The 13324-nt window shown below is 44.1% G+C and carries 16 protein-coding genes and 1 pseudogene; 4 read left to right on the top strand and 13 right to left on the bottom strand.

Annotated elements, in window-relative coordinates:
- Positions 1-69 precede the first annotated feature (69 nt).
- Positions 70-405, bottom strand: coding sequence for a DUF4411 family protein (locus BGL89_RS05895; protein ID WP_286824899.1), 336 nt, complete (start codon positions 403-405; stop codon positions 70-72).
- The gene (locus tag BGL89_RS05890; protein WP_286824898.1) at positions 405-1580 is read right to left on the bottom strand and encodes an ImmA/IrrE family metallo-endopeptidase; all 1176 of its coding nucleotides are present in this window, start codon (positions 1578-1580) and stop codon (positions 405-407) included. The genes BGL89_RS05895 and BGL89_RS05890 overlap by 1 nt, the downstream gene beginning before the upstream one ends.
- Before the next feature lie 243 nt (positions 1581-1823).
- Between BGL89_RS05890 and ahcY the strand changes: the two genes are divergently transcribed.
- The 3 genes from ahcY to BGL89_RS05875 all read left to right on the top strand — a co-directional run bounded on the left by ahcY (position 1824) and on the right by BGL89_RS05875 (position 4626).
- Positions 1824-3101: an adenosylhomocysteinase gene (ahcY, locus tag BGL89_RS05885; RefSeq protein ID WP_286824897.1), complete on the top strand. Its 1278-nt coding sequence runs from the start codon at positions 1824-1826 to the stop codon at positions 3099-3101.
- A gap of 129 nt (positions 3102-3230) precedes the next feature.
- Positions 3231-3836: a DedA family protein gene (locus BGL89_RS05880; RefSeq protein ID WP_045360674.1), complete on the top strand. Its 606-nt coding sequence runs from the start codon at positions 3231-3233 to the stop codon at positions 3834-3836.
- Between the two features lie 592 nt (positions 3837-4428).
- Positions 4429-4626 (top strand): hypothetical protein, encoded by a 198-nt coding sequence (locus BGL89_RS05875; RefSeq protein WP_106908855.1) that lies wholly within the window; start codon positions 4429-4431, stop codon positions 4624-4626.
- 106 nt (positions 4627-4732) lie between these two features.
- Here BGL89_RS05875 and BGL89_RS05870 read toward each other — a convergent pair whose 3' ends face one another.
- From BGL89_RS05870 to psbQ, 9 genes are all read right to left on the bottom strand, one after another.
- Positions 4733-5680 (bottom strand): F0F1 ATP synthase subunit gamma, encoded by a 948-nt coding sequence (locus BGL89_RS05870; RefSeq protein WP_286824896.1) that lies wholly within the window; start codon positions 5678-5680, stop codon positions 4733-4735.
- Positions 5681-5871: 191 nt separating this feature from the next.
- On the bottom strand, positions 5872-7380 hold the full coding sequence (gene atpA, locus BGL89_RS05865) for a F0F1 ATP synthase subunit alpha (protein WP_286824895.1): 1509 nt from the start codon (positions 7378-7380) through the stop codon (positions 5872-5874).
- 68 nt (positions 7381-7448) lie between these two features.
- Positions 7449-7997 (bottom strand): ATP synthase F1 subunit delta, encoded by a 549-nt coding sequence (gene atpH / locus BGL89_RS05860; protein WP_002763366.1) that lies wholly within the window; start codon positions 7995-7997, stop codon positions 7449-7451.
- Positions 7998-8540 carry a F0F1 ATP synthase subunit B gene (locus tag BGL89_RS05855; RefSeq protein ID WP_104397599.1) on the bottom strand — a complete coding sequence of 181 codons (543 nt, stop codon included), beginning with the start codon at positions 8538-8540 and terminating at the stop codon, positions 7998-8000.
- A gap of 126 nt (positions 8541-8666) precedes the next feature.
- Positions 8667-9098 carry a F0F1 ATP synthase subunit B' gene (locus BGL89_RS05850; RefSeq protein WP_286824894.1) on the bottom strand — a complete coding sequence of 144 codons (432 nt, stop codon included), beginning with the start codon at positions 9096-9098 and terminating at the stop codon, positions 8667-8669.
- A 230-nt stretch (positions 9099-9328) separates the two neighbouring features.
- Positions 9329-9574, bottom strand: a complete 246-nt coding sequence (gene atpE / locus BGL89_RS05845) for an ATP synthase F0 subunit C (protein ID WP_002740068.1) — start codon at positions 9572-9574, stop codon at positions 9329-9331.
- A gap of 230 nt (positions 9575-9804) precedes the next feature.
- Positions 9805-10554: a F0F1 ATP synthase subunit A gene (atpB, locus tag BGL89_RS05840; RefSeq protein ID WP_002739857.1), complete on the bottom strand. Its 750-nt coding sequence runs from the start codon at positions 10552-10554 to the stop codon at positions 9805-9807.
- A 57-nt stretch (positions 10555-10611) separates the two neighbouring features.
- Positions 10612-10974 carry an ATP synthase subunit I gene (locus BGL89_RS05835; protein WP_149988376.1) on the bottom strand — a complete coding sequence of 121 codons (363 nt, stop codon included), beginning with the start codon at positions 10972-10974 and terminating at the stop codon, positions 10612-10614.
- Positions 10975-11513: 539 nt separating this feature from the next.
- Entirely contained in the window at positions 11514-11954 is a 441-nt protein-coding gene (gene psbQ, locus BGL89_RS05830) for a photosystem II protein PsbQ (protein ID WP_286824893.1), read from the bottom strand.
- Between the two features lie 228 nt (positions 11955-12182).
- Between psbQ and BGL89_RS05825 the strand changes: the two are divergent.
- Positions 12183-12340: pseudogene (locus BGL89_RS05825) on the top strand (IS4/Tn5 family transposase DNA-binding protein); the annotation flags it as partial.
- A 43-nt stretch (positions 12341-12383) separates the two neighbouring features.
- On the opposite strand, the gene BGL89_RS05820 reads toward BGL89_RS05825, so the two are convergent.
- Positions 12384-12812: a type II toxin-antitoxin system VapC family toxin gene (locus BGL89_RS05820; protein ID WP_286824892.1), complete on the bottom strand. Its 429-nt coding sequence runs from the start codon at positions 12810-12812 to the stop codon at positions 12384-12386.
- 13 nt (positions 12813-12825) lie between these two features.
- Positions 12826-13185, bottom strand: a complete 360-nt coding sequence (locus BGL89_RS05815; RefSeq protein WP_002763370.1) for a hypothetical protein — start codon at positions 13183-13185, stop codon at positions 12826-12828.
- Positions 13186-13324 lie beyond the last annotated feature (139 nt).

Below are 13324 nucleotides of genomic sequence, written 5' to 3'. Positions count from 1 at the left end.
AGAATATCCGCAAAATAGCCCTAAAAGTCTTGCTCGATAAGCATTTCACGATTCCATAAGCAAAAATTATCACACAAAGTCGAGAAGAGCCCCGTCTTTTATCTTAGTAGCGGCAATAATAAATGGGTCTGCCACTGGTTTTCCTTGTAATCTTGCTTTTTCACTCACTAAATTCTTAAAGTTTCTTATAGAAAAATTTTCGGCAATAAATAAAGTTTCCTGAGCAGTGGGTGGTAAAAATATTTGTTTATTATTGCCATATTCTACTTCTTTAAGCACTTCCCGTACTGATTTTAGTTTACCTTTTGACACAAGCAAATCGATTTTTTGCCAAACGGTAGGAAAACTTTTGGGAAAATAGTTTCCTAAAACCTTAAAACTACTTGTGTCAAAAATGTAAACCATCAAAACAGTCCCTTATCTAATAAATATTGTTCAAGTTGTTCCACCATAGCAACTTTTTTAATGTTTAGATAATCGGCAACGCGCTCGATATCGTATTGACCTTGATAGTATTTATTGAACACAAGTTTTAGGTAATTTTCTCCCAAATATGTCGCCTGATTAGCATAGTAATCACCTCCAGATTTTTTATTTTTGTCCTGACTTTTTACCACCTGCTCACTGTACCACTCGCTTACTTTAAGAGTATATTCTTTCTGGGAGATTAAGTTATTATCTAATAGTTTTCGTAAAACTACTTCTCGACTAACCTTATAATCACTGGAAATTTTCGAGATAATTTTATCGTTAACTATTGTTTCTCTGATTATCTCAGAAAAAACATGATTAGGAAGCAGAAACTCCGCAGCAAATTTATTACAAAATATCTCGATATATTTATTTTCTCCTTGCAAACTATTAATATATCTATCGTCAGACTTAGTAATTCCGTTAGTCTGCAAAAGAATATGTGCTAATTCATGAAAAATGGTAAATATTTGTCTAGATTTTTCCGTGCTATTATTAAGATAGATGATTGGAAATTCAATATCTATCAAGCAAAATCCCGAAATTTCTCGCTGCTTAAAAGAACGCTTAAAAATAAAAATACCGGCTTCTTCCACGGCACTACGCCATTTTTTTAAGGCAGTTTCCCGATCATTCCAGGTCAGTTGTTCTTCTAGAGTAACGTTTAAATAATTTCTGATCTGTTCGGCTAATTTCCTTAAATCATCACTAGAACTAACCGAAATATCCTGAAAGATTTTCTTGGTACTAGGATTAATATCATTATTAATTTCTGAGAGCGACAATTGCATCGCTTTTGCTTGTCGTAAAGCATAGATAGTATCGGCGGCCAAATTTTCGATTTCAAAGTCTGGCAAAGTTCTAAATTCTTGTTTTTCCTCCGCTTCTAGGGGAGGTTCTGGGAAAAAGAATAAAGCGAGGGGACGTTTATATATTTCTGCTAACTTTTCCAATTGACTATAGGTAGGAAAGTCCTCTCCTGACTCCCATTTCTCGATAACAGAAACATCTTTTTTAAACTTGACCGCCACAGACTCAAGAGAATATCTCGCCCTTTCTCTTGCCCATTGGATTATCTTGGGATTAACGCCTGTCAGTTTCTCGCCCATCAGTTCATCTTATCATCACGAGATAGAGATTTCTAGCTTAATTGAGCTACTACAGTAGTTTTATTGTACTATATAGTTACCTAAAATAGAGACAATGTACTGATTTCTGGATAGGTCAGCGAGGTATTGATAATTTTTTCCTATATAAAAAACCAGCCGAAAGCTTGACATTAGCCAAAATACCCAGACAATGTTAAGTTAAATTAACCAATAGCCTAGGCTTGTATTTAAGGAAAACCCCTTATGGTAGCAACACCAGTTCAACAGAAATACGACATTAAAGATATTAGTTTAGCCCCCATCGGCAAACAGCGCATCGAATGGGCTGGTCGGGAAATGCCAGTTTTGCGTCAATTAGCCGAACGTTACGCCATCGAAAAACCCTTTGCTGGACTGCGTTTAGTCGCTTGCTGTCACGTTACCACCGAAACCGCCAATTTGGCAATCGCACTCAAAGCCGGTGGCGCTGATGCGTTATTAATTGCTAGTAATCCCCTTTCCACCCAAGATGATGTGGCCGCTTGTTTAGTCGCTGATTACGGCATCCCCGTTTATGCAATCAAAGGGGAAGATAACGACACCTATCACCGTCACGTTCAAATCGCCCTCGATCACAAACCCCAGATTATCATCGATGATGGTTGTGATGTAGTGGCCACCCTGGTTAAAGAAAGAAGTCACCAATTACCCGACATTATCGGTACTACCGAAGAAACTACCACCGGTATCGTCCGTTTGCAAGCCATGCTCAAAGCCGGGGTCTTATCCTTCCCCGCAATGAACGTTAACGACGCAGAAACCAAGCATTTCTTTGATAATCGCTACGGTACAGGTCAATCTACCCTTGATGGTATCATTCGCGCCACCAATATCCTCCTTGCCGGTAAAACCGTGGTTGTGGCTGGTTATGGTTGGTGTGGTAAAGGTGTCGCTATGCGGGCCAAAGGTTTAGGCGCTAATCTAATTGTCACCGAAATTAACGCCGTACGCGCCATTGAAGCGGCGATGGACGGTTTCCGCGTTATGCCCATGGATGAAGCCGCTAAAGAAGGCGATATCTTCATCACTGTTACTGGTAACAAGCACGTTATCCGGGCCGAACATTTTGACGTGATGAAAGATGGGGCGATTGTTTCCAACTCCGGTCACTTTGATATTGAAATCGACCTGCAAGCTTTAGGCGCAAAAGCGAATAATGTTAAGGAAGTTCGCAACTTTACCCAACAATATAGCCTAAAAAGCGGTAAATCCGTCGTTGTTATCGGTGAAGGTCGCCTAGTTAACCTCGCAGCCGCCGAAGGTCATCCTAGCGCCGTTATGGATATGAGTTTCGCTAACCAAGCGATCGGTGTAGAATACTTGGTTAAAAATAAAGGTAAATTGGCCCCCGGCATCTACTCAATTCCCTACGAATTAGACCAAGAAATCGCCCGTTTGAAACTGCAAGCCATGGGGATTGAAATCGATACCCTCACCGAAGCCCAATTAGAATATATCAACTCCTGGACTTCTGGAACCTAATATCAGTTATCAGTTATCAGTTATCAGGTGTGAGTTTTCAGTTTTCAGATGTGAGTTTTCAGTTTACTGAAAATACTTCCCCAACCCCCTTTTTTTACTTTTAAACTGTTTTCTAAATCATAAAAAAATATGACTGAATGGATTACAAATACAATGACTTCTATGGGCTATTTAGGCATAGCCCTATTAATGTTTTTAGAGAATCTTTTTCCTCCCATTCCCTCAGAATTAATTATGCCCCTAGCGGGTTTTACCGTCCATGAGGGACAAATGGAATTTATTCCGGCAGTGGTAGCGGGGATTGTCGGAACCGTAGTCGGAGCGCTACCTTGGTATTATCTCGGTCGGGTTGTGGATGAGGAAAAAATCGAAAAACTAGCCGATAAATACGGCAAATGGATTACCGTTTCCGCTAAAGATATTCAAAAAGCCAATCAATGGTTTAATCGTCACGGTAGTAAAGCGGTTTTACTCTGTCGTTTGGTCCCCGGAGTGCGAACTTTGATTTCCCTACCTGCTGGGATGAATCACATGGCGATGATTCCCTTTTTAGTTTACTCCACCATCGGCACGACCCTCTGGGTCGTTTTTTTAACGGCAGCAGGTTACTTTTTAGGGAAAAATTACCCCCTTGTGGAAGAATATCTGGCTCCCGTCTCAAAAATAGCCCTACTTGCCCTCGTTATCTGGTTTATCCTCTGGATTATCCGCAAACGCAACCGCCGGTATGAGTAAATGTTGATGATAGGTGCTGCGTTACGACGGATTGGATCTTCTCGACTTTGTGTGATCAGCCCAACTTATATAGGGGTTTTACCGGTTTTGAGGTGGCCAATTACCTAATTTTCAGGGAAAAAGTACCTCAATTTTCCCCCTGATCACTCCCATGCCTGGTACTTTTTGATTGACAAAAAGTCTAAAAGTCTTACCCAACAAGGTTTTTAGATTTTTTCAGCAAACCCTATATAGGAGCGAGCGATCTTTGTGTCCTCTGTGTCGGTCGGGTTCCTTCCACTGCCTCGCCAGCAGGACTGTATCTTAGAATACATTTTACCCACCAAACCTAAGAGAGCCGCAGTGGGTTGTGTTGGGTTTCGTGCCTCAACCCAACCTTGTATATTGTGTAGCCAGGACTTTAAAGAGTGATAATTTGTCTGACTGGCTCAGATTGTTGACCAGAGGAATTAACTCAGCGAGTGACATGGTTTAAACTTCTAGAGGTGCGAGAATGAACTCTTAATAAAATCTTAATTGGGGGTATTACCTGGAAAAGTTCGTCTAGAATTCCGTTGGACTGATCCAAAGGCAACTCAATACAGGAGGTCAAATGGCTATTTTCCAATATCAGATTCTTGTAGGAAAGAATGAACCTAATGCTGTGGTCTGGTTTCTGAATGGCAACCAAGTAGGAGGGGATTTGCCACAAATTCTTAATGGTTTGGGATCTCAAGGTTGGGAAGTAGTTGGTATTGGAGATCTAGGTTTTGATAGTCGCTCGGAGATTGTGCTTAAGAAAACAATCTAATCATCCTTAGGTGTTCTTCGTCCCTACTTTTTCAGCCAACCCTATATAAAAAAAGGAGTGAAAATAATCACTCCTACTGATAATCAAAAGAAAAACAGGCTTAAACCTAGAGAGCGTTGGCTCCCGCTACTACTTCTAACAATTCTTGCGTAATAGCGGCTTGACGCGCTTTGTTGTAGGTACGGCTTAAAGTCCCGATTAACTCGCTGGCGTTCTCGCTGGCGTTGCTCATCGCCGTCATCCGGGCTGCTAATTCACTCGCTGCCGATTCCTGGAGAGCGCGCAGTAATTGGTTATTTAAGTACAAAGGTAGGAGAGAATCGAGGATTTGGACGGGATTCTGCTCAAAAATCATGTCTTGGGGAAAAACCTGCGCTGGTTGGCTGGCCATTTTTTCCCGTTGTACCTTAAATTTTCCCTCTTTAGTCACCAAACGGAAAATCTCGTCATCCTGTACCGCTAAACCTTGGGTAGTTAAAGGTAACAGGGTTTGAATCACCGGAGTGGAACTGATCAGGGAGATAAAACGAGTATAAATTAACTCGACGCGATCAACTGTTTCCGATAAAAATAAGGAAAGCAATTCATCCCCAATCGTGCCAGCTTCATCAGCAGTGGGAATCTGTTCAAGGTTAATAAATTTAGCGGCAATGGGAGCATTGCGGCGCTCGAAATATTGTGCCGCTTTCCGGCCGGCAACAACTAATTGATAGTTAATCCCTTGCTCTTTTAATTCATTAATCCGTTGTTCGGCACGACGGATGACGTTAGTATTATAACCGCCACAAAGACCTCGATCGCCTGTCACTACCAACAGAGCCACGGTTTTTACTTCCCGTTGGGCCAGTAGGGGTAAGTTAACATCACTAAAGGCCAAACGACCTTGCAGATTATAAAGTACCTGAGCGAGGGCATCGGCAAAAGGACGGGTACAGAGAACTTGTTCTTGGGCGCGGCGCACTTTTGCGGCCGCCACTAGACGCATGGCCTCGGTAATTTTTTTGGTATTTTTGACCGATTGAATTTGGTCGCGAATCGCTTTGAGATTAGGCATAATTCAGTTATCAGTTATCAGTTATCAGTTATCAGTCATCAGTCAAGAGTCGGGGTTTAGGAGGGAATGGAGAGGTGGGGAAATGGGGAGATCGGGAAATTTCAACTAATACCCCAAAACCCCAAAACCTCAACACCCCATCCCCTAAAACCTAACCCCCATTACCAACATTCATTTACTGATTACCGAGATTATTTAAAGGCTTGTTTGTACTCGTTGATGCCATCTTTGAGCAGGCCTTCCGCTTCGTCGTTGAGTTGTTTTTCAGTGCTAACGATCTCAACGTAGCGAGGTTTGCTGGTTTTCAGGTATTCCCGTAGGCCAGTGCAGAAATCGATAACTTTATTGGTGGCGATATCGTCGAGATAACCGTTTAAACCGGCATAAACCACCGCGACCTGTTCCCAAACGGCCAGGGGGAAGTTTTGGGGCTGTTTCAGGATTTGACGCAGACGCTGACCGCGAGACAGTTGTGCTTGGGTGGCCGCATCAAGGTCAGAAGCGAATTGAGCAAAAGCTTCTAATTCGTCAAACTGGGCTAATTCTAGTTTTAATTTACCAGCAACTTTCTTCATCGCTTTTGTTTGGGCCGCCGAACCCACGCGGGATACGGAAATACCAGCGTTAATAGCGGGACGGAAACCAGCGTTAAAGAGGTCGGTGGAGAGGAAGATCTGACCGTCAGTAATCGAAATTACATTGGTGGGAATATAGGCGGAAACGTCACCGGCCTGGGTTTCGATAATCGGCAGGGCGGTCATGCTACCGCCACCGAGGGCATCGCTGAGTTTAGCGGCGCGCTCTAGTAAACGGGAGTGGAGATAGAAAACGTCGCCGGGGTAAGCTTCCCGACCGGGAGGACGACGCATGAGCAGGGATAGCTGACGATAAGCTTGAGCCTGTTTGGTGAGGTCATCGTAGATAACTAGGGTCGCTTTGCCTTTATACATGAAGTATTCGGCGATCGAAGCTCCGGTATAGGGGGCGATATACTGGAGGGTGGCGGGGTCGTTAGCGTTAGCGGCCACCACCACGGTGTAATCCATGGCTCCTCTTTGGGTGAGGGTGTCGATTACTTGGGCGACGGTGGAAGCTTTTTGACCGATGGCGACATAGACACAGATCACGTCTTCGCTTTTCTGGTTAATGATTGTGTCAATGGCGATCGCTGTTTTGCCAGTTTTTCTGTCACCGATAATTAATTCCCGTTGACCACGACCGACGGGAATCATGGCATCGATAGCGGTAATGCCGGTTTGCATCGGTTCACAGACGGATTTGCGAGCGACAATACCGGGGGCGGGGGATTCCACCAGACGGGTTTCGCTGGTGATGATGTCCCCTTTACCGTCGATGGGACGACCGAGAGCATCAACCACGCGGCCGACTAAGGCTTCACCCACGGGAACCTGAGCGATTTTACCGGTAGCTTTCACCGTACCGCCTTCTTTAATCCCGAAACCGTCACCCATTAACACTGCACCGACGTTATCTTCTTCGAGGTTAAGGGCGATGCCGACGGTTCCATCTTCAAATTCTAATAGTTCTCCCGACATGGCTTGTTGTAGGCCGTAGATGCGGGCAGTACCGTCACCCACTTGCAGGACGGTTCCCACGTTGGAGACCTGTACTTCTTGGTTATAGGATTCGATCTGTTGACGAATAATCGTGCTAATTTCGTCGGGTCTGATAGCTACCATAGTTTAATCTGGGAAAAAGTAAAAAATTAGGAGGTGAAAAAACGGCAAAAAAGAGAGATTAGATGACCTTAGCGCAGGGAGAGGCTGAGGCGTTGTAGTTGACCGCGAATGCTGGCATCAAAGACCTGAGAACCGACTTTGATCACCACACCACCGATGAGGCTGCCATCAACTTTGGTTTTCAGTTCGACCACATTTGCCCCAGTTAGGGTTTTCACTTTGTCGATGACGATTTGTTTTTGGCTATCGTTCAATTCGGTGGCCGAGGAAACTTCCGCTAAAACGGTGTTAGTCAGCACTCTAGCCAGGGTGAGATATTGTTGACAAACGGGTTCTAAAAATTGAATCCGACGTTTATCGACTAATAACATCATGAAGTTAGTTAAATAGGGATTGGCACTGCTCCCCATTACTTGGGAAAGAACGGCTTTTTTAGCTTCTTCTTTGATGACGGGATTGCCGATAAAAGCTCTTAGATCGGGAGCATTTTCTAGCAATTCCAAGAGGGATTTAATTTCGCCGCCGATCGCTTCTAATTGTCCGCTGCTTTGGGCGACGGAAAGTAATGCTTGGGCGTAGGGTTCGGCTATTTCTGAACTGATTAAACTTCCCTGCATCTATTTACCTCCTAGGTTGGCCAAACTGCGATCAATTAGGGTTTGTTGTACCGATTCTTCCAGGCCGGTGCTTAATTGGGATTCCACATTAGCTAAGGCTAAAGCGGTAATTCTTTGGCGTAATTCTACTAAAACGCGATCCTGTTCCGCCGAGAGATCTTTAGCGGCACTTTCGCGCATTCTTTGAATATCGAGTTCGGCTTGGGCGGCGATGTCGGCGGTGACAGCTTTAGCTCTAGATCGAGAGTTATCGATAATTTTTTCCGCCTCTTGTTTTGCCAGGGCGAGTTTTTTCTGTTCTTCGGCGAGGGCGGTAGCGGCAATATTTTTCCGGTTTTCAGCTTCGGCCAAAGCTTCAGCAATCTTCGACTGACGTTCTCCGAGGATTTGTCCGAGAACTTTGCGGCCGTAGAAGATGACTAAACCGAGCAGAATTGAGAGGTTAAATAGGTTAGTTCCTAAGATATCGGTGTTGATGCCGAATCCCTCTGCTGCCGCTTCCTTCGCCTCCGTGGCTAATAATAAAACTGTGTCGATGATCATGATTATTGAGGGCGGGGAGTAGGTTATTCAGTTATCAGTTATCAGAGGTAAGTTTCCAGTCTTCTAACTTCTGACGACTGACTTCTATCTTTTCACTGATCACTGTTATTAACCAAGGGCTGGGGTTTAGCGAACGAGTTCGGGGCCGAGGAGTTTTTCGAGAATTTGACGGGAAAGAGAGTCCACTTGTCCTTCTAGAGAACGAAAGGCTTCTTCTTTCTGTTGGGCAATTTCGGCGGCGACGGCTTCTTTACGAGCGATCGCTTCTTTTTGGGCTGCGGCAACTCGTTCGCTGGCTAGTTTTTGGGCTTCAGCTTGCGCTTGGGCGATAATCTCTTGGGATTGTTTACGAGCCGAACTTAATTGCAATTCGTACTCTTGTACCAGTGCTTCGGTTTTGGCTAGTTGTTCTTTGGCTCCGCCTTCGGTTTGCCGAATATACTCCGCCCGTTCATCTAAAACTTTACTGAGGGGTTTATAAAAAACGGCGTTCAGGATCACTGCCAAAAGAATAAATTGTAGTGCCATCACTGGCAGGGTGGCATCGAAATCAAACATTGATTTATTCCTGATAAATAGAAGCTATAGGCAGGTTCAAAAAAGGAAGACGATCCCCCTGCTTTAACAATAAACTGTCAGGGGGGATCAGCAAAATTCCCTTAACTAGCTATCAGCCTTCCGTCCCAAAAACCAGACTTTTTAGTTGGCTCCTTCGGCGTTTTTTTAGAGTTTTGAAAACTCTCCCGCCAAGCTGCGGACTGGGGGCTGATAGCCCACTGCTTTTTTAATTAGGCGAAGGGGTTAGCGAACAGTAAAACGAGAGCGATAACCAAGCCGTAGATGGTTAAGGATTCCATGAATGCCAAGCTGAGGAGAAGGGTACCACGAATTCTTCCTTCAGCTTCGGGTTGACGGGCGATACCGGAAACAGCTTCTCCAGAAGCGGTACCTTGACCAACGCCGGGGCCGATAGCGGCTAAACCAACGGCGAGGGCGGCGGCGATAACGGAAGCGGCAGCTACTGTGGGGTTCATGGTGATTTTTTCCTCTATTTACTAATCAATTTCAATCTGTTGTTTACAGAGCGCGTTCTCAGCCGTAAAAAATGGCTGGTTTTCTGCTCAAAACTCCCGAAAGAGTTTTTGGGAAAGAACGATCCGGGAATTCAGTTGCTCATCCTGAATTCGACCAATAATTTCTTAGTTATTATCCTATTATTTGGACACTTTTCCCTAAGAAATTTTTCTTTTTTTGTCCCTCGCTTTTAAGCGTGTTCTTCTTCGTGTTCCGATTCCAGTGCCTCATGGATATAGGCCCCGGCAAGGGTGGCGAAGACAAGGGCCTGAATAGCGCTGGTAAATAAACCGAGAGCCATCAGGGGTAGGGGTACGACTAGGGGGACAAGGAAGACTAATACGGCCACTACCAACTCGTCTGCGAGGATGTTTCCGAAAAGACGGAAGCTGAGGGAGAGGGGTTTGGTAAAGTCTTCTAAAATTTTGATCGGTAATAGCACGGGAATCGGCTCTAGGTAGTGAGCAAAGTAACCGAGTCCTTTTTTACTGATGCCCGCGTAGAAGTAAGCGAGGGAAGTCAGTAGGGCTAACGCCACCGTGGTATTGATGTCGTTAGTGGGGGCGGCTAATTCTCCTTCGGGCAGTTCGATTAACTTCCAAGGAATCAATGCCCCTAACCAGTTAGAAACGAAAATAAATAAAAATAGGGTGCCGATGAAGGGCAACCAGGGTCGATATTCCTTTTCTCCTAGCTGGTTTTTGGCTAAATCGCGCAGAAATTCCAGAACGTACTCCATCAGGTTTTGAATACCGCTAGGAACTTTCTGGATCTTGCGGGTAGCGGCGATCGAGGCGATGATTAAGATAGCGAAGACGATCCAGGAGACCGCGATCACTTGCCCGTGAATTTTTAGTCCGCCGATGTGCCAGTACCAGTGTTGTCCCACTTCCAGGGAAGCGAGGCTATAAAAATTAAGCACACTTAAACTGTCTAACATTTCCACCTTGGAGAGATTCGGGTTCGCAAATCAGGGTTATTTTAACGGTCAAAGGGGTTAGGAATCGGCTTTCTGCTCCAACTTGAAGATGGTTTGCAGAGTATAGACGATGATCGCCCCTTTATAGGTCAAAAAACCCAAAAAAACTGGCACTATGTGCAGTTCTTGCCAACGACTGGCGATGATGATTAATCCAGCGAATAGGGCTAATCCTTTTTTGCCCACCCGATTTTTCGTTACCCCCAATTTTTCCACTTCCCCGGCCAGGAGTTTTAGGTAAACAACTCCCACCATTGCCCCTAATAGGTAATTAAGGGCGGTATTGAGGGAATAAAACCACCACACGGGAATAAAGATCAGACCGCTTAAGATCAGGGTGGTGATCAATAAAGTGTTTTGTAGTTGATAGTATTCCCGCATCGGATCTGACGGCGGGTTGGTTTCTGGGGTTGGGGGAGATTCGATCGATGGATCAGACAAGGTACACCTAAATCAGCGATAGACTAATCTCAATATCTAGATTGCTTTCCGAGCTATGACGCTCAGGTGAGCCACAAGACATATTATCACGGCAGTGGCAACAATTATTAAGCAATTGTAAATGGCCATGATTCCCCCCGCTCTCAGCCGTCATCAGCTTTTTTCTCCCCCCTCCCCTGCTCCCTTCTCCCCACTTCCCCAACTCCGGCGCTCCCTCTTGCCTGTTCCCTAAAACCAGAGACTTCGTACCTCACTATTAAGATAACTGCTAAACTAAGTGATCCTGCCAATGGTTAATAAAAAGCAGTTGGTTGGGAAAAGATAAGGTTCACTATTTTTTTCTATCTTGATTTTTAAACTCAATACCCATAAGAAAAAAGTTTTTGTGTGCTTCTCTCTGACAACAATCTCTAGGCAAAAAGCCCGAGATTTTTTTAAAAAGCTGATAACTGATAACCGATTCTGTCTCCCGATACAAACTAACTGGGAACAATATTTAAGAAAGCATCGAAGTCTTTTAATGCTTCTTGGAATTGAGTAGCGGCAAGACTAGCATCTTTTTCTTTGGCTGCCGCATCGATACGTTCAAAGTGAACGAAAAGATTTTTCGCTAACTGCTTGGCTTTTTCTTGGTCTTTGGGCAGTAAATTACGGGATAATCCTACCATTTCCTGACGCAATTGCCCCAAGGGACCGTGGATATAGGTGCGAGTATCTACCCAATTTTTGTCAGCGATGAGGTCTTGCAAAACGCTCATTTTTTGGCGAAATCCTTCTATGGGTTGGATGTAAACCTGTAACTGTTCGATTTTTTGGGGACTGTAAACGCTGGGGATAGTTGCTTGCGGACCGCTGCAGCTAACCAGCAGGGTAGTAACTAGGACTAAAACTAGGGAAATAATCGAGCGAAGACGTGGCATTGGTTTATATGTACTATTTGACAAGCTATTGACGTTCTCTCCCTTAACCAGTCAAGGTATCGGAACGATTTTTACTTTATCAGAATTTTGGGTTTAAAACCTCGCTCCTTTTAGGGTATCCATTGGTCACATCTTTGATTAACAAAAAGAGAAGAAACTTAAAAAAGGCGGAAACGATTGAGAGGTATAGTTTTGAAAGAAGGAGTGTATTGAGATGTCAGGAAAAAAATGGAGAAATGGGCAGCCCAAGAATTACAGTATGCAGAACTAGGGGACACCAGAAGAAATAAAAGATTAACAGTATTGTGGAAAACTTGGCCAGGCAACCAGGGACGAGTGTTACCTTGACGTTTGGATTTATCATGATCAGTAGAACTCTTCTTGATGGTATGGTGAGAACCATAACTAGGACAAGGGAATAGAGTCGGACTAGAAGGATGATTTTGTTCTGTGAGCGACTGGTGCTTGAATAAGCTTTTCACGAGCCACAATACGAGTAACGACTGTAGCATTAAGTGATAATGCAATAGCAGCTATTCGCAAATCTTTTTGTAGGCGATTTTTTCGCAGAGGCGGATTCTCTTTAAGTAATTGTTTGAGAAAATTATCTGCTTGGTTTGTAAAGTCTAGAATCTCAATTGTTTGCAGATATTTGACGGTTATTGAAAGTTTTGAGTAGAGTTGGGGCAGATTATTGATAGCCCAAGGATCGTTAATTTTACCCATCCAACCGTTGAAAAGTTCCTGAACAGTAATGATTGTAACGGAAATGGAGTGACGGGACGCATTAGCAATAACTTGGGGATGATTGCGAAGAATTAGGGAAATATGGTCAGTATCGAGAATATATTGAGACACAAATCTTTATCCTCTACAGATAATATGAGGGATCTACTTCACTGTCATCATCTAAAGTACGTTCTGCTTGAAGTGTATCCATGATTTCTTGAAAATCTGCGTCATTTTCAAAGATACCTGCAAATTCTCGCCAATTGGGTGAGGGGTTATCTAGGGGTGTTGTCCATGATATCGTTTCAATTTGGCTAATTTGTTCGATAAAGGTTGTTTGTAGTTGGGAAATGGCTTCTTCTTTGGTGGGTGCTTGGACTCGAAAATGAGGCAATTCAGCGATAGATACAGCATATTGACCATTTTTAAGGGTTTCTATCAGTATTTTTACCTTTAGATTAGCTGATGGTTGGGAGGGCGGGATATTGAGATTGATGACCATAGCATTTTGTTGATTTATCGCTTTACTTCCTTATTTTATTGGAAGTCAAGTTGACATCCTCACCGCCGTAAAACGGACGGTGATTCCCAAACCTCACGATTTAGGTTTCTGCTTCTTTCCCTTGCGGGGTTCCGCACCG

This window comes from Microcystis sp. LSC13-02 (genome assembly GCA_002282935.1).
In the GTDB taxonomy this organism is placed as follows: domain Bacteria; phylum Cyanobacteriota; class Cyanobacteriia; order Cyanobacteriales; family Microcystaceae; genus Microcystis.
The sequence above is the reverse complement of the archived record's forward strand: the minus strand, read 5'-3'. Positions and strand labels throughout refer to the sequence as shown.

Coding starts and splice junctions, on each gene's coding strand:
- atpE (WP_002740068.1), bottom strand. CDS start 9,574: ATGAACCCCACAGTAGCTGCCGCTTCCGTTATCGCCGCCGCCCTCGCC.
- BGL89_RS05890 (WP_286824898.1), bottom strand. CDS start 1,580: ATGGGCGAGAAACTGACAGGCGTTAATCCCAAGATAATCCAATGGGCA.
- atpA (WP_286824895.1), bottom strand. CDS start 7,380: ATGGTAGCTATCAGACCCGACGAAATTAGCACGATTATTCGTCAACAG.
- atpB (WP_002739857.1), bottom strand. CDS start 10,554: ATGTTAGACAGTTTAAGTGTGCTTAATTTTTATAGCCTCGCTTCCCTG.
- BGL89_RS05870 (WP_286824896.1), bottom strand. CDS start 5,680: ATGCCTAATCTCAAAGCGATTCGCGACCAAATTCAATCGGTCAAAAAT.
- BGL89_RS05855 (WP_104397599.1), bottom strand. CDS start 8,540: ATGATCATCGACACAGTTTTATTATTAGCCACGGAGGCGAAGGAAGCG.
- BGL89_RS05815 (WP_002763370.1), bottom strand. CDS start 13,185: ATGGTCATCAATCTCAATATCCCGCCCTCCCAACCATCAGCTAATCTA.
- ahcY (WP_286824897.1), top strand. CDS start 1,824: ATGGTAGCAACACCAGTTCAACAGAAATACGACATTAAAGATATTAGT.
- BGL89_RS05895 (WP_286824899.1), bottom strand. CDS start 405: ATGGTTTACATTTTTGACACAAGTAGTTTTAAGGTTTTAGGAAACTAT.
- BGL89_RS05875 (WP_106908855.1), top strand. CDS start 4,429: ATGGCTATTTTCCAATATCAGATTCTTGTAGGAAAGAATGAACCTAAT.
- BGL89_RS05835 (WP_149988376.1), bottom strand. CDS start 10,974: ATGCGGGAATACTATCAACTACAAAACACTTTATTGATCACCACCCTG.
- psbQ (WP_286824893.1), bottom strand. CDS start 11,954: ATGCCACGTCTTCGCTCGATTATTTCCCTAGTTTTAGTCCTAGTTACT.
- BGL89_RS05880 (WP_045360674.1), top strand. CDS start 3,231: ATGACTGAATGGATTACAAATACAATGACTTCTATGGGCTATTTAGGC.
- BGL89_RS05850 (WP_286824894.1), bottom strand. CDS start 9,098: ATGTTTGATTTCGATGCCACCCTGCCAGTGATGGCACTACAATTTATT.
- atpH (WP_002763366.1), bottom strand. CDS start 7,997: ATGCAGGGAAGTTTAATCAGTTCAGAAATAGCCGAACCCTACGCCCAA.